21 protein-coding genes are annotated in these 23,594 nt (G+C 54.4%); 13 read left to right on the top strand and 8 right to left on the bottom strand.

Annotated elements, in window-relative coordinates; translation table 11 throughout:
- The first annotated feature begins 13 nt into the window (after window positions 1-13).
- Window positions 14-781 carry a class II glutamine amidotransferase gene (locus DEU53_RS16875; RefSeq protein ID WP_008108933.1) on the top strand — a complete coding sequence of 256 codons (768 nt, stop codon included), beginning with the start codon at window positions 14-16 and terminating at the stop codon, window positions 779-781.
- On the opposite strand, the gene dpaA is transcribed toward DEU53_RS16875, so the two are convergent.
- On the bottom strand, window positions 752-1,495 hold the full coding sequence (dpaA, locus tag DEU53_RS16870; RefSeq protein WP_110867806.1) for a peptidoglycan meso-diaminopimelic acid protein amidase: 744 nt from the start codon (window positions 1,493-1,495) through the stop codon (window positions 752-754). The genes DEU53_RS16875 and dpaA overlap by 30 nt on opposite strands.
- Window positions 1,496-1,739: 244 nt before the next feature.
- Here dpaA and dinB point away from each other — a divergent pair, with 244 nt between their 5' ends.
- Window positions 1,740-2,795, top strand: coding sequence for a DNA polymerase IV (gene dinB, locus DEU53_RS16865; RefSeq protein ID WP_101762522.1), 1,056 nt, complete (start codon window positions 1,740-1,742; stop codon window positions 2,793-2,795).
- Window positions 2,796-2,957: 162 nt separating this feature from the next.
- Here dinB and DEU53_RS16860 read toward each other — a convergent pair whose 3' ends face one another.
- From DEU53_RS16860 to pepD, 4 genes are all read right to left on the bottom strand, one after another.
- Window positions 2,958-4,022, bottom strand: coding sequence for a sugar ABC transporter substrate-binding protein (locus tag DEU53_RS16860; protein WP_110867805.1), 1,065 nt, complete (start codon window positions 4,020-4,022; stop codon window positions 2,958-2,960).
- Between the two features lie 27 nt (window positions 4,023-4,049).
- Window positions 4,050-5,048, bottom strand: a complete 999-nt coding sequence (locus tag DEU53_RS16855; RefSeq protein WP_110867804.1) for an ABC transporter permease — start codon at window positions 5,046-5,048, stop codon at window positions 4,050-4,052.
- Window positions 5,045-6,550: a sugar ABC transporter ATP-binding protein gene (locus DEU53_RS16850; RefSeq protein ID WP_110867803.1), complete on the bottom strand. Its 1,506-nt coding sequence runs from the start codon at window positions 6,548-6,550 to the stop codon at window positions 5,045-5,047. The genes DEU53_RS16855 and DEU53_RS16850 overlap by 4 nt, the downstream gene beginning before the upstream one ends.
- A gap of 359 nt (window positions 6,551-6,909) precedes the next feature.
- Window positions 6,910-8,370, bottom strand: a complete 1,461-nt coding sequence (gene pepD / locus DEU53_RS16845) for a beta-Ala-His dipeptidase (protein WP_167391190.1) — start codon at window positions 8,368-8,370, stop codon at window positions 6,910-6,912.
- A gap of 255 nt (window positions 8,371-8,625) precedes the next feature.
- Here pepD and gpt point away from each other — a divergent pair, with 255 nt between their 5' ends.
- From gpt to crl, 3 genes are all read left to right on the top strand, one after another.
- A complete protein-coding gene (gene gpt, locus DEU53_RS16840; protein WP_007887137.1) occupies window positions 8,626-9,084 on the top strand; it encodes a xanthine phosphoribosyltransferase in 459 nt (152 codons plus the stop codon).
- Window positions 9,085-9,205: 121 nt separating this feature from the next.
- The gene (gene frsA, locus DEU53_RS16835) at window positions 9,206-10,453 is read left to right on the top strand and encodes an esterase FrsA (protein ID WP_110867802.1); all 1,248 of its coding nucleotides are present in this window, start codon (window positions 9,206-9,208) and stop codon (window positions 10,451-10,453) included.
- A 102-nt stretch (window positions 10,454-10,555) separates the two neighbouring features.
- Window positions 10,556-10,957, top strand: a complete 402-nt coding sequence (crl, locus tag DEU53_RS16830) for a sigma factor-binding protein Crl (RefSeq protein ID WP_110867801.1) — start codon at window positions 10,556-10,558, stop codon at window positions 10,955-10,957.
- A gap of 81 nt (window positions 10,958-11,038) precedes the next feature.
- On the opposite strand, the gene ompC is transcribed toward crl, so the two are convergent.
- Window positions 11,039-12,130, bottom strand: a complete 1,092-nt coding sequence (ompC, locus tag DEU53_RS16825; protein ID WP_101762516.1) for a porin OmpC — start codon at window positions 12,128-12,130, stop codon at window positions 11,039-11,041.
- Window positions 12,131-12,375: 245 nt separating this feature from the next.
- Here ompC and proB point away from each other — a divergent pair, with 245 nt between their 5' ends.
- The 7 genes from proB (at window position 12,376) to DEU53_RS16790 (ending at window position 17,807) form a co-directional block, all read left to right on the top strand.
- A complete protein-coding gene (gene proB, locus DEU53_RS16820) occupies window positions 12,376-13,479 on the top strand; it encodes a glutamate 5-kinase (protein ID WP_101762515.1) in 1,104 nt (367 codons plus the stop codon).
- Window positions 13,480-13,489: 10 nt separating this feature from the next.
- Window positions 13,490-14,743 carry a glutamate-5-semialdehyde dehydrogenase gene (proA, locus tag DEU53_RS16815; RefSeq protein WP_101762514.1) on the top strand — a complete coding sequence of 418 codons (1,254 nt, stop codon included), beginning with the start codon at window positions 13,490-13,492 and terminating at the stop codon, window positions 14,741-14,743.
- A 353-nt stretch (window positions 14,744-15,096) separates the two neighbouring features.
- Window positions 15,097-15,828 carry a S24 family peptidase gene (locus DEU53_RS16810; protein ID WP_101762513.1) on the top strand — a complete coding sequence of 244 codons (732 nt, stop codon included), beginning with the start codon at window positions 15,097-15,099 and terminating at the stop codon, window positions 15,826-15,828.
- A gap of 415 nt (window positions 15,829-16,243) precedes the next feature.
- Complete coding sequence (locus DEU53_RS16805) at window positions 16,244-16,519, top strand: hypothetical protein (RefSeq protein WP_110867800.1); 276 nt, start codon at window positions 16,244-16,246, stop codon at window positions 16,517-16,519.
- A gap of 183 nt (window positions 16,520-16,702) precedes the next feature.
- Window positions 16,703-17,170: a glycoside hydrolase family protein gene (locus tag DEU53_RS16800; RefSeq protein WP_101762511.1), complete on the top strand. Its 468-nt coding sequence runs from the start codon at window positions 16,703-16,705 to the stop codon at window positions 17,168-17,170.
- Window positions 17,167-17,517 (top strand): hypothetical protein, encoded by a 351-nt coding sequence (locus DEU53_RS16795; protein WP_110867799.1) that lies wholly within the window; start codon window positions 17,167-17,169, stop codon window positions 17,515-17,517. The genes DEU53_RS16800 and DEU53_RS16795 overlap by 4 nt, the downstream gene beginning before the upstream one ends.
- Window positions 17,514-17,807, top strand: coding sequence for a hypothetical protein (locus tag DEU53_RS16790; protein ID WP_110867798.1), 294 nt, complete (start codon window positions 17,514-17,516; stop codon window positions 17,805-17,807). The genes DEU53_RS16795 and DEU53_RS16790 overlap by 4 nt, the downstream gene beginning before the upstream one ends.
- 19 nt (window positions 17,808-17,826) lie before the next feature.
- Here the strand turns inward: DEU53_RS16790 and DEU53_RS23010 are convergent, their stop codons facing one another.
- Complete coding sequence (locus DEU53_RS23010; RefSeq protein ID WP_158527638.1) at window positions 17,827-17,970, bottom strand: hypothetical protein; 144 nt, start codon at window positions 17,968-17,970, stop codon at window positions 17,827-17,829.
- Window positions 17,971-18,009: 39 nt separating this feature from the next.
- On the opposite strand from DEU53_RS23010, the gene DEU53_RS16780 reads away from it, so the two are divergent.
- On the top strand, window positions 18,010-19,755 hold the full coding sequence (locus tag DEU53_RS16780; protein WP_110867796.1) for a glycosyl hydrolase family 28-related protein: 1,746 nt from the start codon (window positions 18,010-18,012) through the stop codon (window positions 19,753-19,755).
- Between the two features lie 126 nt (window positions 19,756-19,881).
- Here the strand turns inward: DEU53_RS16780 and DEU53_RS16775 are convergent, their stop codons facing one another.
- Window positions 19,882-23,361 (bottom strand): autotransporter outer membrane beta-barrel domain-containing protein, encoded by a 3,480-nt coding sequence (locus DEU53_RS16775; protein ID WP_158527637.1) that lies wholly within the window; start codon window positions 23,359-23,361, stop codon window positions 19,882-19,884.
- Between the last annotated feature and the right edge of the window lie 233 nt (window positions 23,362-23,594).

The following is a 23,594-nucleotide window of genomic DNA, read 5'->3' as shown; positions in this document are numbered from 1 at the left end:
TAAGGCGGTTGCTATGTGCGAATTGCTCGGGATGAGCGCCAATGTCCCCACGGACATCTGTTTCAGTTTTACCGGTCTGGTGCAGCGTGGCGGTGGAACCGGGCCGCACAAAGATGGTTGGGGCATCACGTTCTACGAAGGAAAAGGGTGCCGCACCTTCAAAGATCCGCAGCCGAGCTTTAACTCGCCGATAGCCCGTTTGGTGCAGGAATACCCGATCAAATCGCATTCGGTGGTGGCGCATATCCGCCAGGCGAATCGCGGTGAAGTGTCGCTGGAAAATACCCATCCGTTCACGCGTGAGCTGTGGGGCCGCAACTGGACCTACGCACATAATGGTCAGCTCAAAGGTTATCGTCAGCTGGATACCGGGCCATTTCGTCCGATTGGTGAAACCGACAGCGAGAAAGCATTTTGCTGGATGCTGCACAAACTGACCGAGCGTTATCCGCGCACGCCGGGCAACTGGCCAGCGGTGTTCCGCTACATTGCCGAGCTGGCAGCAGAAATGCGTGAGAAGGGTGTCTTCAACATGCTGTTATCGGATGGGCGCTATCTGATGGCGTTCTGTTCGACCAATCTCTACTGGATTACGCGCCGTGCGCCGTTTGGCAAAGCGACGTTGCTCGATCAGGATGTGGAAATTGATTTTCAGCAGCAGACGACGCCGCAAGATGTGGTGACGGTGATTGCTACGCAACCGCTGACGGGCAATGAAACCTGGCACCGGATAGTGCCAGGCGAGTGGGCACTATTTTGCCTGGGTGAGCGCCAGGAATGATTTCGAGGCAGCATCCGGTGTAGCGATCACCGGCGTGCTGTTCACCGCATATTGGCCGGTGGCCGTCACGTTCACGGTAGGCGGCACACGGTACTTAGCGAAGTACGCATAGCCCGGCTGCAGTTCACGCCAGAAGTTAATGTACGTCGAGTATTTATGACGCTGCATATTGCTGTCTGTCATGCGGAACGGATAGATATTGACCTGAATCTCCTGCTGACCATTACGCAGCGCGGCGTTGGTGTAGGCGAAGATCTCATCCATCGATGCATCCGTCATTGCGTAGCAGCCCACTGACACGCAATCGCCGTGAATCATTAAATAGTTACCGTTATAGCCTTTAGCGCGATCGTACTGATTGGGAAAACCGGTATTAATAGCGCGATAAAAACGGCTATCCGGTTTTAACTGGTTCAGCTTAACGTTATAAAAGCCTTCCGGACTTTTGAAATCGCCCTGACGACGTTTAGGTCCTAAACCGCCAGAGAAATTACAGATGCGATAGCTGTCCAGCAGACGATATTCATTCCCGATTTTGCCGTACAGTTCCAGCGTACGCTCTTCCTTGAAAATCTGAATAAAAACGGGGGTGCCAATTAGTTGTTTCTTTAACTCTTTGCTCACCGGAGCCAGCGGTTGCTTAGGCTCGGGGTTCATTGCCCAGCTAAGGAGCGGCATAAGAATCATCGCAAGCGTTAATGCGATTCTGCCCATTCTGTAGATACCTTGATGTGGAGAGAGACGATGACGCTGTGCGTCCGGGTATTGCATTATCGGAAATATCCGCTATCGCAGCGCAACATTAACATTGTCTGGCTTTTAATCAAGCCAGTGTCCGAGAAAATGGCGCGTTCCTAAAAGGAATACGACCACTAATTTGTAAACTTTAATCTCGCTCTCAACAAATATTGCCGATATTTTTCGCTGCTGTATACTTATCCAGTATCTGGGAGGGCGTATGCGCAAAATTATTCATGTCGATATGGACTGCTTTTATGCAGCGGTTGAGATGCGCGACGATCCCTCTTTACGTGATATTCCTATCGCCATTGGCGGCAGCCGCGTGCAACGTGGCGTGATCAGCACCGCGAACTATCCGGCACGTAAATATGGCGTGCGCAGCGCGATGCCGACCGGCATGGCGCTGAAACTTTGCCCGCATTTGCGGCTGCTGCCTGGCCGCTTTGATGCCTATAAAGAAGCCTCCCGCCAGATCCGCGACATCTTCTCACGTTACACCTCGCTGATTGAACCGCTGTCGCTGGATGAAGCCTATCTGGATGTGACCGACAGCCTGCATTGCCATGGCTCGGCGACATTAATGGCGCAGGCGATTCGTGCCGATATCCTGCGTGAAACCGGGTTGACCGCTTCCGCCGGCATCGCGCCGATCAAGTTTCTCGCCAAGATCGCTTCCGATCTCAACAAACCCAACGGGCAATATGTGATTACGCCGGACGCGATGTCCGATTTTCTACTGACGCTGCCGCTCAGTAAAATTCCTGGCGTGGGTAAAGTGGCGACTAAAAAGCTGGAAGAGATGGGCTTGCGCACCTGCGCGGATGTGCAGCGCGCCGATTTGGCGCTGCTGCTTAAACGCTTTGGCAAGTTTGGCCGCATCTTGTGGGAACGCAGCAACGGCGTGGATGAGCGCAATGTGGTGGTTGAGCGCGAACGCAAATCGCTCGGCGTTGAACGCACCCTGATGGAAGATATTCACAGCTGGGAGCAGTGTCTGGAGATTATTGATTTTCTCTATGCGGAGTTGGATCGCCGCTTAACCGCCATCAAGCCGGATAAGCAGATCGCCCGACAAGGCGTGAAACTGAAGTTCAATGATTTCCAGCAAACCACGCAGGAGCACGTTTGGCCGGTGCTGAATAAAGACGACATGATCGCGGTGGCGCGTCAGGCGTGGGATGAACGCAGAGCAGGGCGCGGCGTGCGGCTGGTGGGATTGCATGTCACGATGGTGGATCCGCAGTTGGAGCGGCAGTTGGTGTTGGGGTTGTGAGATTGTGCGCGCTGCCCCTCATCCCGGCCTTCTCCCGCCAGCGGGAGAAGGAGTAAAACCAACCGCACCGATCGGTTCCCTCTCCCGTCAGCATGAGAGGGAGAAGATAACGCCGATCGGTTCCCTCTCCCACTTGTGGGAGAGGGTTAGGGTGAGGGACAACTACTTCTTACCGTACTTCGCTTCCAGCGTTGCAAACCATGGCGCGATGAAATCGTTATTTTCGCCCCAGCCTGGAATGATCTTATTCAGCGACGCCACGTTGACCGCACCTTGCTGGCTGTTCAACTGCTGCTGAGAAATCGATGACGCTTTAAACTCGTAAGTCGCCGGTGTGGTTTCGCCTGCAATCTTGTTCGCCACCAAACGCATATTCACTGCGCCAATGGTTTTCGGATCCACCGCCACGGTTTGTACCCACGGGCTGTTTTTTTCGTGCATCAACTGCAGATCCTGATTGGATACGTCGATGCTATACAGTTTGATCTCGGTACGACCATTCTCCTGCAGGGCTTTATACGCGCCCTGGCTGAAGGCATCCCACGAACCCCAGATCGCATCGATCTTGCCTTTCGGGTATTTCGCCAGAATCGCGCCAATCTTGTTAGCGGTATCGCCCTGTACATCAGATGAAACCGCGCCAATCGACTCCAGCTGATGAATGTCCGGATTCTCTTTCAGCAGCTTCTCATACACCACCTGACGACGATCCATCGCCGGGAAACCGGCCACCCACAGCTTGACGATATTCGCCTTGCCGTTGAAGTCTTTGATTAAGCTGCCGAGTGATTCCTGCGCCAGCGAAGCATCATTCTGCGCCGTCACGGTGACGCCCTCTACCGGCGTATTAACCGGCGTATCAAACACCGACAGCTTGATGCCCGCTGCGGCAATACGCTGCACCAGCGCCGTGGAGTAGGGATCTTTACCGTGCGACAGGATAATGCCGTCATATTTCTGGCTAATCGCCTGGTTAACGAAATCCTGGAAGCGCGCATCGTCGCCATTGCTGAGGAAAGTGCTGACCTTAAAGCCCAGCTGGCGGCCTTGCTGAATCGCACCGGCGACAAACTGCGTGGTGTTATCGTCCGAACCCAGGTTGCGGATGATGGCGATGCGTACCGGGCCTTCATGGTTAGCGATAACCTCAGGTACTGCGGCATCGGCGAAGGCGGCGCTGGCGTTGAGCAGGCTAACCGCCAGCAGCGAAAGGGTAATTTTTTTCATTATGATCTCTTTCTGATTAAACGCGCCTTAACGGCGCTGGATGTAAGTCATCGCCAGCGCCAGCGCCAGTACCAGACCTTTAATAATGTCCATCGCGTAATAGGGCACCGACAACATCACCAGCCCGTTCTGCAACACACCAAGAATGATGGCGCCCACCAAGGTACCCAGCGCATTCGGTTTGCCCGAACCGGCCAGCGAGAAGCCGATCCACGCTGCGGCAACGGCATCCATCAGATAACCGCCGCCGGCATTCACCTGCGAAGAGCCGATGCGTGATGCCAGCAAAATGCCGCCCAAGCCAGCCAGCAGTGAGGCCAGCACATACGCCAGCACGCGATAGCGCGTGGTACGAATGCCGGAGAGACGCGCTGCTTCAGGATTGCCGCCCAGCGCGTACATACGACGGCCATGCTTGGTCAGCGACAGCGCCAGCTGCGCCACAATGGTGACCACCAGCATGATAATCACGATAGTCGGCACCTGGCCGAGCAGGCCAAAGGCCGCAGGAATGGTGCCTTCGGCCATGTCGCCGCTCGGCAGCACCATATTCTCGGTAATGGAACCACCAAAGCTGTAGGTCATCGCCACGCCCTGAATCACAAACAGCGTGGCGAGGGTGGCGAGCATGTCGGGAATACGTAGCACCACAATCAGGAAGCTGTTGAACAAGCCAACCAGCGTACACAGCAGCAGCGTAATAATGATGGCTCCGGTGGTGCCAAAGCCGTGCCAGACGAATAGCGAAATCACCAGCGCATTGGCCAGCGAAGCGGTGGATCCCACCGACAGGTCAAAGCCGCCAATGGTCAGCGAAATCGACACGCCAATCGCAATCACCGTGACGATGGCAATCGAGCGCAGGATGTTAATGATGTTGGTCGGTTCGAGGAAGCTGTCCGAAGCGAGACCAAATGCGGCAATCAAAATCACCACGGTCAGCAACATGCCCCACTTATAGAGGAAATCAAACAGCCGATGGCGCAGAGAAGGCTGCGAGTTTAGGGATAGTTCTTTGCTGCTCACGCAGGTGTTCCTCCGGTGGAATAAAGCAAAAGTGCCTCTTCTGTGGCGGTGTTGCCCTCCATCTCTGCCACAATGCGCCCATCCCAGAGCACACAAATGCGGTCGCACAGACCGACCAATTCAGAAAACTCGCCCGAGGCATAAATGATGCCTTTGCCCTCACGCGCTAAGCCATCGATCAGCGTGAACAGATCGGTTTTGGCTTTGATATCGACGCCTTTCGTCGGCTCATCAAAAATCAGCACATCGGCGTTGTTGCGCAGCCACTTGCCAATCGCCACTTTCTGCTGGTTGCCGCCCGACAAACGACGCAGGATTTGCCCCGGTCCGGTGGTGCGCACATTCAGGCGCTGAATCACCGCTTCCGCCCAACGCCACGCCTGGCGATGACCAAACAGGCTCCAGCGCGAGAAGCTGTTATCGGCGCTGATGCTCAGATTCATGCTCACCGGTTCATCGATGAAAATGCCCTCTTTGCGGCGCTCTTCCGGCACCAGCGCCATGCGGTTTTCTACTGAATCATGCGGTGAACGCGGTCGCCACGGTTTGCCGTGCAGTTCGCCCTTTGTCACACGGCTTTTGCTGGCACCAAAAAGCGCTTTGCACAGCTCGGTTTTACCGGCTCCCGCCAGACCGGCAATGCCCAGAATTTCCCCTTTATGCAGACGCAGCGAAATATCCTGCAGTAGCCGATCGTCGTGTAAGCCTTCCACCGACAGCAGCAGCGGCTGAGTCGCACGGGCGCGACGCGGCGGAAAAACATCATCGAGCCGATGTCCGAGCATTTTTTCCACGATCTGCTCACCGTTTAGCGCCGCCATCGGGCTGCTTTCGATCAGACGACCATCGCGCAGCACCGTTAAGCGGTCGCAAATCGCTTTCAGTTCGTGAATGCGGTGCGAGATAAACACCACGCCAATGCCGCTGGACTGCAAGCGACGCACCACGGTAAACAGGCGCTCGCTCTCATGCTGATCGAGCGGGGCGGTGGGTTCATCCAGGATCAGAAAGCGGCAGTGATGGGACAGGGCGCGCGCCAGCAGGATTTGCTGCTTCTCTGCCAGCGAGCAGCGCTCCACCAAACGGTTGACGTCGATGTTCACTTCCAGCTGCGCCAGTAACGTACGCGCCTGGCGGCGAATCTCGCGCCAGCTGTAGACGTGACCCGGTTCGGCTAAACGATCGAGCAGAATGTTTTCGGCCACGCTGAGCTGTGGCACCAGCGCCACATCCACTTCCTGCTGCACCAGATGAATGCCGAGCTTTTTGGCATCGCGCGGTGAGCGAATAGTGACCGGCACATCATCCAGCAGAATCTCACCGCTGTAATGATCGTGTGCGCCAGCCAGCACCGCCATCAGCGTAGATTTTCCGGCGCCGTTAGCGCCCGTCAACGCATGCACCGAGCCGCCTTCAGTCAGAAAATCCACCTGCGCGAGCGCGGCGAAACCGCCAAAGGCAATGGAGATATTACGCATCTCCAGGCGGTTGATCGCACTCATTGAACCGGGCCCTTAATTAGTTGAGTTGGGGGCATTTTTTCCTGAACCATCACTCTCGGCAACGAACGAAAGGGCATAAGCTAGCACGAAATCTTATTAGCCATCCAGACATCTGGACGTTATGGCGGCTAAATCTGGTTTGATGGAAAGATTTGGGTTAACCGAGAGGTGTAATCGTATTTATTCAGCGGGATGTGCTGTTTGTAGATTTGCGCAATAAATTGCGCCGCTACGGTATTTACAGCGTTTTATTTCCACACCTTACACACGTCACTTTTGTAGCGGCGCAATTTATTGCGCAATCCTTCGCAGGCATAAAAAAACCCGACCGAAGTCGGGTTCATCGCGAAAGCGCAATCTTACGCTTTTTCTGGCACCACGCTGAGCAGCGCGGTCAGCAGTTTCCAGTACAGACCCACGCTTTCGATGTGAACCTGCTCATCCGGCGAATGCGGGCCGGTGATGGTTGGGCCAATCGACACCATATCCATGTTTGGATACGGCTTCTTGAACAGACCACACTCCAGACCGGCGTGAATCACCTGAATGTTCGGCGTTTTGCCAAACAGCGCTTCATAAGTTTTACGCGTCAGCGCCATCACCGGTGAATCGGCATCAGGCTGCCAGCCCGGATAGCCGCCTTTAGGTGCGCTTTTCGCCCCGGCTAGATCGGCCAGCGAGGTCAGCACTTCAACCACCCAATCTTTACCGGTATCGATCAGTGAACGAATCAGGCAGATGATTTCGGCATTGTCCTGATCCATGGTCACCACGCCGACGTTCAGCGAGGTTTCCACCACGCCTTTCGCCACGTCAGAGTTACGGATCACGCCGTTTGGTGTAGCGTTCAGCAGATTAAGGAAGCGATCGCGGCTGTCAGCGTTCAGCGCCTGGCCTTGATGCGCCAGCGACTCGGTGACCACAGCGATGTTCTTCTCTTTAATGCCCAACTCGTTCAACAGCGTCGCCTGGAAATGTGCCGCAGCAGATTTCAGTGCATCAACCTTATGACTGTCGATCGCCAGCGTAGCAAAAGCCTCACGCGGGATAGCGTTACGCAGCGTACCGCCGGTGAATTCGATCAGACGAACATCGAGTTCACGCGCGTGCAGTGCCAGGAAGCGCGCCAGCAGTTTGTTGGCGTTACCGAGACCATGATGAATGTCGGCACCAGAGTGACCGCCTTTCAGGCCTTTCAGCGTGAGCTTCAGGGTTTCATAGCCCGCAGGAATCGCTTCACGCGTCAGCGGCAGGGTGGTGATGAAGTCGATACCACCGGCGCAACCCATGTAGATCTCACCTTCCTCTTCCGAGTCGGTGTTGATCAGAATGTCGGCCTGCAGCCAGTTCGGCTGTAAACCAAAGGCGCCGTCCATACCGGACTCTTCGGTCATGGTCAGCAACACTTCCAGCGGACCGTGAATCAGGCTGTTGTCAGCCAGCACCGCCAGCGCAGACGCCATACCAATGCCGTTATCCGCGCCCAGCGTGGTGCCGCGCGCTTTCACCCATTCGCCATCAACATACGGCTGAATCGGATCTTTAGTGAAGTCGTGCACCGTGTCATTGTTCTTCTGCGGCACCATATCGAGGTGCGCCTGCAGCGCCACCGGCGTGCGTTTTTCCATACCGGCGGTAGCGGGTTTACGAATCAGGATGTTGCCAACCTGATCGCGCTCAACCCACAAACCTTGCTCTTTTGCCCAGCCGACAACGTGTTCGGCCAGTGCTTCTTCATGGTAAGAAGGGTGCGGAATGGAACAGATTTTGGCAAAAATATCCCAAAGCGGTTGGGGTGAAAGTTGCGACAATTCAGACACCATGCATCTCCTGTGTCAGCGTGGCGGACATACCGCACGCACGCGGGTTTCCAGTAAAAATCGTCGTCAGAAGATCTGACGTGATGGGCCTGAGAATATCACTGTTTCTCGCCGGGTGCGTAATCAGCCGCGCTAAAAACCTGCAACCAGTAAGACAGATGCTGGTTTTTAAGGCGTCAGATCCTTATAATCTCGCGCAACCTTTTCCCCCTTGCATATTTTTTAAGCCAAGTTTCTTGGCCGGGATTCCTTTATATGAGCGAAAAATACGTCGTAACCTGGGACATGTTGCAAATCCATGCCCGTAAACTGGCCCAGCGCCTGCTTCCTGTGGAACAGTGGAAAGGTATCATCGCGGTGAGCCGTGGTGGTCTGGTTCCGGCATCGCTGCTGGCGCGTGAACTCGGTATTCGCTACGTCGATACCGTGTGCATCTCCAGCTACGATCACGATCATCAGCGCGAAATGAAAGTGCTGAAGCGTGCCGAAGGCGACGGTGAAGGCTTCATCGTGATTGATGACCTGGTGGATACCGGCGGCACCGCGCAGGCGATCCGCGACATGTATCCTAAAGCGCGTTTCTGCACCATCTTCGCTAAGCCAGCTGGCCGTGCGCTGGTGGACGACTACATTGTCGATATCCCGCAGAACACCTGGATCGAGCAGCCCTGGGACATGGGCGTGGTCTACATCCCGCCAATCGTCAAAAGCTAATTGATGCATCGCAAACAACGCCCGGTTATGCCGGGCGTTGTGCTTTCTGCGCCTCGCGCGCGTATGGCGGGTGCAGTACACTCTTAGCCATCGCCACGTTGTTGGCAGGAGAATAGCTGAGATGTCTGATAAAAACCTGAGCGAAGAACTGTTCAAACCGCGTTTTAAACACCCGGAAACCTCCTCATTAGTGCATCGCCAGCATCATGCCGCCGTGCAGGTGCATAACGCCCTCGAAGGGGATACGCAGCGCGGCTGGTATCGCATGCTGAACAAGCTGCTGTGGACGTGGCGCGGTCTGTCGCCGCAGGAGATCAGCGAAGTGCTGGCGCGTATCGCGGTGAGCGAGTTCGAACGCACCAATGAAGCCTTGCTCGATACTGTGATTGGCTATCGCGGCGGCAACTGGAATTATGAGTGGTCGAAGCAGGCGGCGATCTGGCAGCAGCGCGCGTTAGAGAGCGAAAACCATGACGATGCCGGTCAGCATTGGCTGCACGCCGCCAATCTGTTCAGCCTCGCGGCTTACCCTTACATCAAAGGCGACGAGCTGGCCGATCAGGCGCAGGTGCTGGCCAATCGCGCCTACGAAGAGGCCACGCAGCGTCTGCCGGGCGAACTAAAATCCCTGACTTTTCCGATGAGCGGCGGCAGTCCGGTGACGGGGTTCCTGCATATGCCCGCGCAAGCCGAAGCGCCGTATCCCACCGTGCTGCTGTGCGGCGGCCTTGATTCGCTGCAGAGCGATCACTATCGCCTGTTCCACGACTATCTCGCGCCGCGTGGCATCGCCATGCTGACGCTGGATATGCCATCGGTAGGATTTAGCAGCAAATGGATGCTGAATCAGGACACCAGCCAGGTGCATCAGCAGGTGCTGCGTGAACTGAGCAATGTGCCGTGGATCGATCATACACGCGTGGCGCTGCTGGGCTACCGCTTCGGTGCCAACGTGGCGACACGTCTGGCCTATCTGGAAGTGCCGCGAGTACGCGCGGTAGCGACGCTGGGAGCCATGGTGCACAGCGTGTTTGTGGATGCGCAACAGCAGCAACAGCTGCCGGATATGTACATGGATATGCTGGCGAGCCGTCTCGGTATGTCCTCAACCTCCGACAGCAATCTGCGTACTGAACTCAACCGCTACTCGTTGAAGGTGCAAGGCTTACTCGGCCGCCGCACGCCAACGCCGATGCTGGCGGCTTATTGGCCGGATGATATTTTCGGTCCGGAAACAGACGCGCAGTTGATCGCCAACTCCTCGTCGCAGGGCAAGACGCTGGCGATTCCCGCCAAGCCGGTTTTTGCCAGTTTTGACAAAGCGCTCAATCAAATTTGTGACTGGCTGGAAAAACAGTTGAAAGGCTAACTGGCGAAATCTCTGAACTCTGCTACTACTTATATCCGGGATTTTCCATTTTTATGTTAATGGAAAGCTGGAAGTGCAATTTAAAGGGTTAAGGGAAAAGAGATGACATTACCGAGTGGTCACCCCCGTAGTCGCCTGCTTAAGCGCTTCACCGAATTGGGGCCGTATATCCGTGAAGGCAAATGTGAAGATACACGCTTCTTCTTCGATTGCCTGGCAGCGTGTGTCAACGTCAAGCCTGCACCTGAGCTGCGTGAGTTTTGGGGCTGGTGGATGACGCTGGAAGCCTATGAAGATCACTTCACATACGAATATCATTTTGGCCTGTTTGATAAAGCGGGTGATTGGGGCGCTGCGACCATCAAAGGCAAAGAGAACAATGCCAAAGTGGAAAGCACGCTGCGTAATTTCCATGAGCGTCTGAAAGCGATGCTGCTGGAACAGAAACTCGATCTGCGCCCGGCGGAAGGCTTTAAAGAAGAGCCAGTGAAACTGAGCGCCTGATAGACTTTTAAGGGTTTAAAAAGGAAAGAGCCGGTGATGAGCCGGCTCTTTTTTTATAGACACAACGAGGGTAGAGCTCAATCAGAATTGGTAAGTTAAGCCAACGGCCACAACGTCATCGTTGTTCAGGTTCAGCTTGTTGTTGTCATCCAGCTGGTTGATTTTGTAATCCACAAAGGTCGACATGTTTTTGTTGAAGTAGTAAGTCATGCCCACGTCGATGTATTTAACCAGATCCTCGTCACCGATCCCTTCGATGTCTTTGCCTTTGGTCTGGATATAGCCGAGGGACGGACGCAGGCCGAAGTCGAACTGATACTGCGCTACCACTTCGAAGTTCTGCGCTTTGTTAGCAAAACCGCGGGTGCCGATTGGCGTCATGTTGCGGGTTTCGGTGTAGATAGAAGCCAGGTAGATGCTGTTCGCATCATACTTGATACCGGCGCCCCATGATTCCGCTTTATCACCGCTACCCAGTGCCTGCAGCTGCTGCTGGTTAGTACGGTCAGAAGAGGTGATGGCCGACATCAGGCTGATGCCGGTGTCAGCAATGGTGTAACCCAGTGACGCACCGTAACCGTCGCCGTTCTGACGTGACGTATCGGTGATGCTGCCACGGGCGTTGGCGCTGGTGGCGTCGTTTTTGCCCTGATATTGCAGCGCGAAGCGCAGGCCATCAACCAGACCAAAGAAGTTGCTGTTACGGTAAGTGGCTACGCCAGTTGCACGCGCAGTCATGAAGTTATCGGTACGCGCGGTACCGTCACCGCCGAACTCTGGGAATACGTCAGTCCAGGCCTCGACGTCATACAACACGCCGTAGTTACGACCGTAGTCGAATGAACCGTATTGGCCGAATTTCAGACCAGCAAAGCCCAGACGGGTTTTGTTGCCTGCGTTGGCATCAGAACCTTCAGAATTATTCGCGTTGTACTGATATTCCCACTGACCGTAACCGGTCATCAGGTCATTAATCTGCGTCTGGCCTTTGAAACCGATACGCACGTAAGATTTGTCACCGTCGCTTGACGCGTTATCGCTGAAGTAGTGTTCAGCTTTAACACGGCCGTAGAAGTCCAGTTTATTACCGTCTTTGTTATACACTTCTGCGGCGTTTGCGGTGGAAGCCAGTGCCAGCGCTGATACAACTAATGCCAGTGTGCTCTTCTTCATTTTGCTATCAATCCCAATGAGTAAAATTTGTTGTACCCGTGAAAGGTTTTGTAAAACACCGACTTTTTACCGGTTGGTGATGAACGTTTTATGACAGTTTTTCGGCTTTCTTGTTAATCGCGAACTTTTGGTCTACCGCATTGTCAGGGGATTTTTGTGCTTTTCCCCTTGCTGTTGTTGGCTTCCTTGCTCACTCCTGATAAAACGTCCCTTCGCAGATTTTTTTCTTACATGGCAGGAAAAACATGAGTGGCAGTCAGACCCTTGTGGTCAAGTTGGGTACTAGCGTCCTCACCGGCGGTTCACGCCGGTTGAATCGGGCGCACATGGTGGAGTTGGTTCGTCAGTGTGCGCAGTTGCACGCCGCGGGCCATCGCATTGTTATCGTTACCTCTGGCGCCATTGCCGCTGGACGCGAACACCTTGGTTACCCCGAACTGCCGCCTACCATCGCCTCAAAGCAGCTGTTGGCTGCGGTGGGGCAGAGCCGTTTGATCCAGCTGTGGGAACAACTGTTTTCAATCTACGGCATTCACATCGGGCAAATGCTGCTGACGCGCGCTGATATGGAAGACCGTGAACGTTTCCTTTATGCGCGAGACATGCTGCGCGCGCTGCTCGACAACCATATCGTGCCGGTGATCAACGAGAACGATGCGGTGGCCACCGCTGAAATTAAAGTGGGCGACAACGACAATCTGTCGGCGCTGGCGGCGATGCTGGGCGGCGCGGATAAACTGCTGCTGCTGACCGATCAGCAAGGTTTGTTCACCGCCGATCCGCGTACCAATCCGGAAGCGGAGTTGATCAGCGACGTGCACCAGATCGATGATGCGTTACGCACCCTCGCGGGCGGCAGCGTGTCGGGCCTGGGAACCGGCGGCATGGCGACCAAGCTGCAGGCGGCGGACGTCGCTTGTCGCGCGGGGATCGATGTGATCATCGCCGCCGGCAGTCGTCCGGATGTGATTAGCGATGTGCTGTATGGCAAACCGGTCGGTACGCGTTTCCACGCGCAGCAGTCGCCACTGGAAAACCGCAAGCGCTGGATCTTTGGCGCACCGCCGGCGGGCGAAATCACCATCGATGATGGTGCGCTGGCCGCGATGCTGGAGCGCGGCAGTTCGCTGCTGCCAAAAGGCATCCGTGACGTGCAGGGCAACTTCTCGCGCGGTGAAGTGATCCGCATTCGCAACCTGCAAGGGCGCGATATCGCCCACGGCGTCACGCGCTATAACAGCGATGCCATGCGCATGATTGCCGGTCATCACAGCCAGGAAATCGGCGAGATCCTCGGTTACGAATATGGCCCGGTAGCGGTGCACCGCGACGATATGATCGTCAGTTAAGGAGCAGATAATGTTAGAAGAGATGGGTAAAGCGGCGCGCGCTGCGTCGTACAAACTGGCAGAACTCTCCACCGAACAAAAAAATCAGGTGCTGCTCACCATCGCCGATCGTCTGGAAGCGGAAAGCGCGGACATCCTGGCGGCGAACGAGCAGGATTTGGCGGATGCACGCCAAAATGGCATGAGCGAAGCGCTGCTCGATCGCCTGACGCTCAACCCGCAGCGTCTGAAAGGCATTGCCGATGATGTGCGTCAGGTGTGTCGCCTGGCCGATCCGGTGGGGCAATTGATGGATGGCGGCCAGCTTGATAGCGGCCTGCGCATTGAACGTCGTCGCGTGCCGCTGGGTGTGGTTGGCGTGATTTATGAAGCGCGTCCTAATGTCACTGTTGATGTGGCATCGCTGTGCCTGAAAACCGGCAACGCGGCGATTCTGCGCGGCGGCAAAGAGACTTATCGCACCAACGCTGCCACCGTGCGCGTGATCCAAAATGCGCTGACCCAGCACGGTTTGCCGGCGGGCGCGGTGCAGGCGATTGAAAACCCGGATCGTGAACTGGTGAATCAGCTGCTGAAGCTCGATCGCTACGTCGATATGCTGATCCCACGCGGCGGTGCAGGTTTGCACAAGCTGTGCCGTGAAAACTCCACCATTCCGGTGATTACCGGCGGCATCGGCGTGTGCCATCTCTATCTCGATGAAACCATGGAGACCGAGGCCGCGCTGGAGGTGATCGTCAATGCCAAGAAGCAGCGGCCAAGCGCCTGCAACTCGCTGGAAACGCTGCTGATCCATCGCGATCAGGCGGACACATTCATTCCGGCATTCCTGCAACGTATGGCGCAAGAGAAGATTGCGCTGCACGCCGACGAAAATGTGCTGGCGCTGCTGCAAAACGGTGCTGCCGAGGTGGTGGCGGTGCAAGCGGAAAATTATGATGACGAATGGTTGTCCAACGATCTGAACGTCAAGCTGGTGTCGGATATTGATGAAGCCATAGCGCATATCCGTGAGCACGGCACGCAGCACTCTGATGGCATTCTGACGCGCAGCATTGGCAATGCCAATCGCTTCGTCAACCAGGTTGACTCATCGGCGGTATACGTTAATGCCAGCACACGCTTCACTGACGGCGGCCAGTTTGGCCTCGGTGCTGAAGTGGCGGTCAGTACGCAGAAGCTGCATGCGCGTGGTCCAATGGGACTTGAAGCGCTGACCACCTACAAATGGATAGGGTGGGGCGACGATACGCTACGTCGCTAATGTTCGCTCCTGCATGACAATGGGCACCGAAAACGGTGCCCATTTTTTTCGTTTTCGATCCAGTTATTCCAAGAGCTTTTTGATTTATTTCTGTCATCTATGGCGGGCTCGCGGCTTTTCACCCATTTTTTCCTTTAGATGCTGGTCTTATTGCTACAGAACAATCCTGAAAACCCCTGTCAGAACAAGCGATATGGCACTGAACACTGGTTTCGCCCTAACCGAAGGGGATAATGATTGTCCAGCTTCATTGATAAAAGCGGTTGGGTAGTAAACTGCCGGTAATATAAAATGAACTGGTAGCAAAAATGAAAATAACATTCAGTCTTTTACTGAAGGCAGATTATTAACTGATGGTTAAAAAAGAAAGTACGAGACAAGCATTCACTGCCAGGCTGATTGCCGCATGCGAAAGCGCGGGAATTGTCGGACATGGACGGAATAAACAGGTTGCGCTGGCTCTGCAAGAGAGGGGATGCAAGATCTCAACGCCGGGGGTGTGGAAATGGTTTAACGGGCAATCGATCCCCGATGATAATAATTTACTGGCGCTCAGCCAGTTACTCGACGTGCGCGTGGAGTGGCTGCAATTTGGCATGGAAAAACCGGCCGCCTTGCTGACGCAGCGCAGTCTGGTGAACCCAAAACATCTGTTTCGCGTGGAGAGTCTGGATATTGGCCAGCACGGTGTGCGCAGCGGCTCTTCGCGCGATGAACTGGTGGAAACCATTCAAGCCATTGAATATGGGCTGGAAGAGGCGCGGGTGCTGTTTAACGGCCGCCCGGCAGAAAATATTCGCCTCATCGCGCTGAACAGCGATTCGATGGCCGGCACCTTTGCGCCGCGCGATCAGCTGTTTGTCGATATCAGCGTGCATCGCTTCGATGGCGATGGTATTTACCTGTTCACGCTTGACGATCAGCTCTATCTCAAACGCCTGCAACTTCAGCACAAAAAGGTCGCGGTAATCTCCGATAACAAGCGCTATGAAACCTGGTACCTCACGCTGGAAGAAGCCAGGACGCTGCAAGTGGTGGCGCGGGTGATCATGAGCCAGGCGCGGGATTATCAAATCCTGGGCTGATCACAAAACGTCAGATTGCGGCAAAAAAATATTTTGGCTGAAATCATTAATTTAACTGACGGTAAATAAAAAATTAACCATTGGTGTTTGCCAATGCATTAGAACCTGTTAATAATTTGAGCATGGATGGACAACATACCTGCTCACGGATGAGCCCGCTCTTAAACAATTGAGGCGCTGCACAAGCGCGATACATACCATCCAAAGTTAGTGAACTTTGGGATGGGGTGGATACGCACTTTGCAGCGTTGTCAGTTGCCCTCTGATTTTCACTCTCCTCCACTTCACCCTGGCCGCGAAAGCAGCCGGGTAAGTTGACGTCGGGTATTTTCCAGAGGAATAACGAACGCGTCGGCCTCAGCCGAATTGCCGTGCCTGCCACCCCATCGCCAAAGACTCATTAACAGGAGGAGTTATGGCGATTATCCAGTACGGAAAGTCAGTATTTTCAGGCAATGCACGCACGCGCCGCCATCGGCGACGCCAGTCCCTCAGCCTTAAGCGCAGCATCGACAGCGCACTCGGCATCGAATACGAAAACGTCACCTTGCGCACTGCTGAACGCATCTGCCAGCGCCAGACGCTGTCGCGCGTTGACAGCGCCGTGCTAGCGCCCGTTCGTGTTCAGCAGGCACAACCCAGCTTTGATAACTGCTGTCTGCCCCACGTCTATTTGTATGCCGTGCGTTAACCCTGCATCACTTTCCCCAGTTTTAAACGGAACGTTCCATTGTTGCTCACTGTTTAACCATTCTTGAGCGTTTCGCTTATATGAAAACGCACTCAATGTCGTAAACGATCAGCAGGATTTATGTTTTTTGCCGTTTTGCGCAGCCATTTTCAGGCTGTTGCGCCCCGTCAAAGAGGAATTTCTATGAGCCAGATTATTGCCATCCTGAATTTCGAAGAGGGTTACCGCGAAGCGCCTTACCTCGACTCGCTGGGTTTCCCCACGGTCGCTGGCGGCATTCGCATCGGCCCCAAAGGGGCATCGCTTAGCAACTACATCTTCCAGGTGCCGCGTCCCGTCGGCGATGTGTGGAAGCAGTGCATTGTCGAGGGCAAGGTGCAGCAGATGCATCAGCGTGCGCTGGTGCAGCAGGCGCTGGCCAAATGCAATGAGGCGCGCAGCGATGTGCTGATCAGCATGGGATATCAGCTGGGGGTGGATGGGCTGGCGATGTTTCGCGGCATGCTCACCGCCATCACGCAGGGCGATTTCAACAGCGCGGCCAACGCCATGCTCGACAGCCTGTGGGCAAGACAAACGTCGGGTCGCGCACGGCGCCATGCCGAAGTGATGCGCAGCGGCACCTACGACATCTATCGGGGGCTGCTATGAATTTGAAACTGCTGATTTTTGTCACCGCAGTGCTGGCAGTGATTGTGGTGGTGTTGGTGATGCAGCGCTTCACCACGCTGGAGTTCGTGAAACATGCGCGGCTGTTATTCAAAACCTGGTCGGTATGGCTGGCGTCGCTCGGTTCGATGCTCAGCGCGTGGGTGCAATCATTTCCCACCGCTGCGCTTGATGCCTGGAACAGCATGCCGCCCGACGTGAAAGCGATTCTGCCGCACAACTATTTGGGGCTGATTGGCGCCTTTATGGTGGCGATGGGCGTGATTGCCCAATTCATCCGCCAGAAAAGCCTCAACCAGCAGAAAAATGCGATGGAGGAAAAAGTATGACATTGCTCATGACATTGTTCGGCGGCAGCTGGCACTGGGTTGCCGCGCTGGCGGGCGTCATCGCCGCGCTGGTTGCCAGCTACTTCGGTGGCAAGAAAATCGGCAAGGTGCAGCAAGCATCCCAGGCCGCCGTCGAGCGCGCCGATAAAGCCGCGGCGCAAGCGGTAGCGGTTAACCAACAGCAGCAACTGCTGCGCGAGGAGGCCAAACGTGTGGAAGCCAGCAACCTTAATCTTGATGACGCTGCTGCTCGTGACAAGTTGCAGCAATCGAAGTATCACCAGCCCTGAATCTCCCGTCGTCATCGACTCAGCCTGCACCCTGTTTTCCCCGATTTACACCCACGGCAATGACGCCGAGCGCATGGACGTTCGCACCGTGCGCGCCATCAACAACCACAACGATCTTTGGGATCAGCACTGCGGCCAACCGGCTCAGTAACGTTGCTCTCATGCATTTGCATTACCTACCCGAAAAGCCGAGGAGGCTATGATGATCGAAGTTAACTCTTATGCAGAACTGCGCACCACTGTACCGACCAAAAACGGCGATTTGGCATTCTTACGTCGTTACAACGCGGACTCCACCTTCCACGGTGGCGGTGATTTTACCGGTTTTATCGGCACCACCACGGCGGTAGAAGATGGCGGTACGCTGGTGATCGGTAACGGTTTTTACTGGAAACGCGTGATTAACGATCCCACCGAAATCAACGTTTATCACTTCGGTGCCAAAGGCGACGGTTACGCCAACGATACCGAGGCGTTTAACCGTATGCTGGCGTGGACGCAAAGCTACTCAGGCAACATCACCGCATTACCGGTGCGTTTTCCAGGCGGTCGATTCCTGATTAGCCCCATCGACATCAGCGGTACCGAGCGCGCCTTCTTCGGTTTGCAGGGGGATGACGTTGAGCTGGGTTCGCTGCCGCGCACCACCATCATTTCCGACAAAAGCGCCAACACGGTGTTCAAGGTGAAGGCGCGTCGTACCTCAATCCGCGGTATTGCGTGGAACGGCCAGGCATCCGCCGATATCACCACCAACAAAAGCACCATCACTGCCGACATGTGCAGCAACGTGCAGCCGTTCTTCGAAAACACCTGTATCGAAGGCACCACCGTCAATATCTACTGTTTCCGCGCGCAGAATAACGGCGGTACGGTGATTAAAGTGCTGGATACCCTCGACAGTAAATTCGACCAGATTTACACCCTGTATACCTACGGACGCGTGTTTGATGTCGGCTGGTCAAACTCGCCAAAAGGCGCGTGGGATCACTCCACGGCGATTGAGCTGTGTAACTGTAACTTCCAGACCGGTTATGGCGACGCCACGCTCTACATGCCGCGCGTGACGCAGGGGATTATTCGCAACGTGTGGATTGAGCACACGCGTAATCCGGGCGATCTGTCTGACGGCGGCTGGACGGTGGATACGCTGAACATTGAGGATTGCGGTACGCCGTTGAATCTCAACAATGCGCGCGTGGTGATCCGTCAGCTCAATCTGCAATCCGGCGCAAAACTCAGCCTGGATGCGGTGGCCGGACGTTGGTTATCCACCTTTGAGTATGGCTACCGTCGCGACGAGAACTACGGCACCTTTATGACCGGATCGCTGCGCGCCGGCTACTTCAGCGGCTACAAAATTACTAATAACACCGATACCGATAACTGGTATCGCGTCGGGCAGCTGTTCTTCCCGAACGCTAACCAGCAGTGGGTAATGGAGTTTATTGGTAAAGCGGATGCCACTCAGCCAACGGGCACTGCCGGCTCACCGGTCAACGTGGCGGCGACCGGCAAAACCTGGGTCAATCTGCAGCGTCTGGAAACGGTGTGGGCCGATGCCTATCACATGGGACAACCTGCGGTGCTGGATATCCGCTACAGCCGCGTCGGCACTACCTATGCGGCGGTGTGGGTAAAACTGCGCGCCAACAGCGGTGACACCATGATGAACCTGAAATGCACCGGCCCTACGCGTTTCGATACCGGTTCCTGCTCGCTGTTCCAGCAGGACTTCTCGGTCGTGACCGATACCACCAAACTGGGCGGTTTCAAACCGGCGGCGCGTTTCGGGCTGCATAACGGTTTGGCCGGTATTGGCGCGAACGAGAAAGGGGTGCTGACGGTCGCGACGGCGGCCGGTACGCCGACCAACAAAACCGCGCCTACGGGCTTTGTGCTGGTCAACATTAACGGTGTCGATCGTAAACTTCCTTATTACGATTGAGGTCCAGCACCTGTTTGGCGAGGCCTTTGGCCTCGCCTTTTTTTGTTTGTGGGGAAAGAGCTCTGGCCATAAAAAAAGCACCGCTGTTTCCAGCGATGCTCTGATTAAAAGAGGCCGATTGCGCTATCAAAAACTGACTTTGACGCCCAGCGTGGCGCTGGAATCGCTGAAGCCTTTACCGCCAACCTGTTGCGCGATGCCGCCCCAGATGCCGACGTGCTGGCTCGGATTCACTTCAAGACCCAGTTTCACTTCGCCGATGTTGCGCGCACCCGCCTGCTCAATCTTCACGCCATCCAGTTTGCTGCCGAAGCGCTGCGTGTTATGCAGCCAGTTCACTTCAGCGTAAGGCTGCGCGGTGGCGGTGTGCATGGTTGCCCGAACGCCGGTGCGGGTTTGCACGTTATTTTTGCCGGTGGCGCTGACGCGGGTGCCGTTCTGCTCGGTATAATCGCCGGTTTTTACGCCCATCCACACCGCCTGCGCTTTCGGCTGCAGGCGATACTGCTGCTGCTCGCCGAAGGCGAAGCTGTAGCCGCCTTCCAATGACGCTGTCATCCCCTTCGACTTGTAGCTTTCCTGACCGAGACCTTCACCTTTTACGCTGTTATTGAAGGTGTTGTAGGCCAGCCAGCTGTCGACAAAGGCGCCGCTGCGCGTCTGGCTGTCCTGCTGCCAGCCGGCATAGATACCGCCGCTGTAGCCGTTAACCTGGCCTTTGGCGCTGTAGCCGGTGGTTTTCGACAGCGTATTGCTTTTGGCGTTGCCGTAACCCGCCATCACGCCGAGGCTGAAACGGTCGCTGCCATTCAAACTCCATTGTGCGATGTCGCCACCCAGCTGCGTCATGTAGCTGTTGGTGATGCTTTTCAGCTGCGCGGTGCTGTCACTGAAGCGCCCGTGCGCGCCTTCGTTGCGCAGCCACAGCGTGGTTTTTTCCACTTTGCCGGTCAGCGCATCACGGTATTCTGTCACGCCCGGACGATCGGCTGCGCTCAGGGTAAACAGGTTGCTGGCCGCCGCAAGGTTAGCAATATAGCTGCCGACTTCCGGACGAGCACGCGGGGTACGTTTCGGTTGCGGCACCTCCGGTGCAATGACGGTACCCGTATCGCCGCTCTCGTCTTTGATGGGATCGACAGGCGTTGGATCAATAATGGGATCGACAGGCGTTGGATCAACGGGAATCGGATCGCTAACCAGGCGCCACTTACCGTTTTTATCCTGCACCAACGCATAATCCCACGCGCCGGCGACAATGCGGCCATCCTGCAGGAACTCACCGTTTTGCGTGCCCTCAACGCGAATCAACTCAATGCCCTCCAGCGTGGCAGCACCTTTACCGCCCGCATTGTGCACCTGAACTTTGGTGGTGCCGCTGGCGTTGCCGGCGATATGCAATTTATCGCTAGCCGCATCGTCACCCGCCAGCGCAAGGTTCATCATCAGTTTGGCGTTGTCAGCGTGGTAGTCACCGTTTACTGTCAGAGTATTAAAACTCTTGGCATCAGGAGTAAAGGCAATGGTGCCATTAGTAACATTGAGATTATCAACGGAAGAATTTCCCGTCATATTCCAGCTGGCGTTATCAATGTTAACGTCGTGTACGCCCCTGATCATACCCATCAATGCGGAACCTGAGGACAGTGACACAGAAGAAGAGGACACTTTGTTGCGATCAATATTAATGTCACCCTTTAAGACAGAATCATTGACCGCGTTGAGTTTCACTTCACGCAATATCCGTTCATCCGCATTTTCGGGATTTCCTGTTTCAATCAACGTATTACCCATTAACGCTGAATGATCGAGGTTGACGGTCAAATCCGCATAATCCATCGCTCTAATGACTGTGCCATGGTTAACAGTGAATGTGGTATTAATTAAATCTAAATCAACTTTATCGATAGCAACCGAAATACCGGTAGCTTTGTCACCCATCAAGTTAAAGCTTGAGTCTTTAAAGCTAACATGAGAATGACTTTTGGTGTAGCCATCAATATTAATGCCAGTAACAGTATTGTCATTTGCATTTTCATTGCTCATGTTAATATGAGTGTCTGATACGTTTAATGTACCCGCACCATGCACCCAAAATGCTTTACCACCTTGATTACTGGTGATACGAGAGTTTTTGACTTCGTTTAATGATTCGTAAAAGCTGGCGACGCCTGTGGCTTGATTTTCAAGTTCAATATATAAATCTTCACTTGTGATTTTACTATCACTCGCATAGGCCTTGACTGCTGCAGCACCTGTGCCACTGACTTTTATTTGACCACTTCTGGCATTTATTAAGCCGCCTTCAGATGCGAATATGGCTGTGCGTGCAATAGTATTCCCAATGATGAAGTTCGTAAGATTAATAATACCGTTATAAGTAGATTTGACAGCGTCTCTTTTTTCTTCGGATGCGGCGATGACGATGTTATTGGCATTGATTAAAGAGTTGCTTGAATAGATTCCTGTTCCACGAGAATCTATTTTAACATTATCAGCATTTAAAATTCCGCCACTTTTAGCAAACATCCCATAACCGGCTTCACCGGTGGTGGTGATGCTGCCACCAAAAATATTCAGTTCCGAACCGGTATTGACCCACGCACCATAGGCACTGTCGCCCGTCGTAATATAGTGGCTATCGATGCTGGTCGTCTTTCCGCCGTTTTCAGCCAGTAATCCGTACGCCCCTTTATCCGTAACGGTGACATGACTGTTGGCCACATTTGCCACGGCTGAGCTGTAGCTATTGATGCCCTGACTGGTAGACACGACGGTCACGCCATCAACATTTACTACGCCACCGCTTTTGGCGAAAATACCGATGCTTTCTTTTCCGGTATTGGTAATGCTGCCACCGATAATGGTGAGTTCAGATCCCTTGTTTGCCCATGCGCCGTAAACGCTGCTACCTGACGTGGTGTAATGACTGTTGGTGCTGGTAACGTTGCCGCCATTTTCAGCCAGCAGCGCGTAGGCTCCATTACCGTTCACGTTTACATTGCTGTCGGCAATGACAAGCTCGGTACCTGCACCCAAACCGTAAACGCCATAGGCGTTGGCCTGTACGCTCAGGTTCTTGGCCAGAATGTTGGATCTATCGGCGTAAACGCCCACGCCGGAAGTATTCAGGGTAATATCGCTAGCCATTAACTTGCCGCCATTGCCAGCCGCTAAACCATATCCCTGTGGACCTGTAGTGGTAATTGTACCACCCGTGACATCAATACTTGATCCGCTACCAGTAACATAAACCCCGTACGCTTTTTTACCGCGGGTCGTGAAGTTCATATTATTGCTGTGCGCGGTGGCGCCTTTTTCAATAAATAAGGCGTGCGCATTGTCATCATTGGTGGCTACGTCCTTATCCTGAATATCAATAATATTGCCTGCGCCAGAAGCATATTCACCGTAAGCGGGGGCGGCCAGCGCTGGCTGGATAATCCCGACGCTGGAAATCGCCATGAAGGCCGTCGCCACGCAGCCTGCGGTGAGGCGACGTGCTGTGCTGGAGCGGGATGATTTCACTTTACCGCGTGCCAGCTCGGAGGTGACAACATAATTACCCTGGCTGTGGTTCCAGATAACCCGATAATTTTTATTCATTTTGACTCTCTGCATGTAAAAATACATCACGCCGCAATAACACGATGATTCGCACGCGGGATGGTTAAGGGATGGGGATATAACTTGATGGCAGAGAGAATATGAAAGATGCGGCAAAAAACCGGCTAAGACATGTCTTGAATAAAATAAGTACAGAAAGAATTTAATTATTGAGCGGCGTATTTAATAGCAGGAGGTGATGTGTCGCTGTTTATTCTGTTTTAAAAAATTTA

Source organism: Pantoea sp. AG1095 (assembly GCF_003208415.1).
GTDB classification, from domain to species: domain Bacteria; phylum Pseudomonadota; class Gammaproteobacteria; order Enterobacterales; family Enterobacteriaceae; genus Pantoea; species Pantoea leporis.
This window is presented reverse-complemented; position numbering and strand designations above follow the sequence as displayed.

Excerpts from the sequence above, each read along its gene's own strand:
- DEU53_RS16875 (WP_008108933.1), top strand. The coding sequence starts at position 14 with ATGTGCGAATTGCTCGGGATGAGCGCCAATGTCCCCACGGACATCTGT.
- dpaA (WP_110867806.1), bottom strand. The coding sequence starts at position 1,495 with ATGGGCAGAATCGCATTAACGCTTGCGATGATTCTTATGCCGCTCCTT.
- dinB (WP_101762522.1), top strand. The coding sequence starts at position 1,740 with ATGCGCAAAATTATTCATGTCGATATGGACTGCTTTTATGCAGCGGTT.
- DEU53_RS16860 (WP_110867805.1), bottom strand. The coding sequence starts at position 4,022 with ATGAAAAAAATTACCCTTTCGCTGCTGGCGGTTAGCCTGCTCAACGCC.
- DEU53_RS16850 (WP_110867803.1), bottom strand. The coding sequence starts at position 6,550 with ATGAGTGCGATCAACCGCCTGGAGATGCGTAATATCTCCATTGCCTTT.
- gpt (WP_007887137.1), top strand. The coding sequence starts at position 8,626 with ATGAGCGAAAAATACGTCGTAACCTGGGACATGTTGCAAATCCATGCC.
- frsA (WP_110867802.1), top strand. The coding sequence starts at position 9,206 with ATGTCTGATAAAAACCTGAGCGAAGAACTGTTCAAACCGCGTTTTAAA.
- crl (WP_110867801.1), top strand. The coding sequence starts at position 10,556 with ATGACATTACCGAGTGGTCACCCCCGTAGTCGCCTGCTTAAGCGCTTC.
- ompC (WP_101762516.1), bottom strand. The coding sequence starts at position 12,130 with ATGAAGAAGAGCACACTGGCATTAGTTGTATCAGCGCTGGCACTGGCT.
- proB (WP_101762515.1), top strand. The coding sequence starts at position 12,376 with ATGAGTGGCAGTCAGACCCTTGTGGTCAAGTTGGGTACTAGCGTCCTC.
- proA (WP_101762514.1), top strand. The coding sequence starts at position 13,490 with ATGTTAGAAGAGATGGGTAAAGCGGCGCGCGCTGCGTCGTACAAACTG.
- DEU53_RS16810 (WP_101762513.1), top strand. The coding sequence starts at position 15,097 with ATGGTTAAAAAAGAAAGTACGAGACAAGCATTCACTGCCAGGCTGATT.
- DEU53_RS16805 (WP_110867800.1), top strand. The coding sequence starts at position 16,244 with ATGGCGATTATCCAGTACGGAAAGTCAGTATTTTCAGGCAATGCACGC.
- DEU53_RS16800 (WP_101762511.1), top strand. The coding sequence starts at position 16,703 with ATGAGCCAGATTATTGCCATCCTGAATTTCGAAGAGGGTTACCGCGAA.
- DEU53_RS16795 (WP_110867799.1), top strand. The coding sequence starts at position 17,167 with ATGAATTTGAAACTGCTGATTTTTGTCACCGCAGTGCTGGCAGTGATT.
- DEU53_RS16790 (WP_110867798.1), top strand. The coding sequence starts at position 17,514 with ATGACATTGCTCATGACATTGTTCGGCGGCAGCTGGCACTGGGTTGCC.
- DEU53_RS23010 (WP_158527638.1), bottom strand. The coding sequence starts at position 17,970 with ATGAGAGCAACGTTACTGAGCCGGTTGGCCGCAGTGCTGATCCCAAAG.
- DEU53_RS16780 (WP_110867796.1), top strand. The coding sequence starts at position 18,010 with ATGATCGAAGTTAACTCTTATGCAGAACTGCGCACCACTGTACCGACC.
- DEU53_RS16775 (WP_158527637.1), bottom strand. The coding sequence starts at position 23,361 with ATGAATAAAAATTATCGGGTTATCTGGAACCACAGCCAGGGTAATTAT.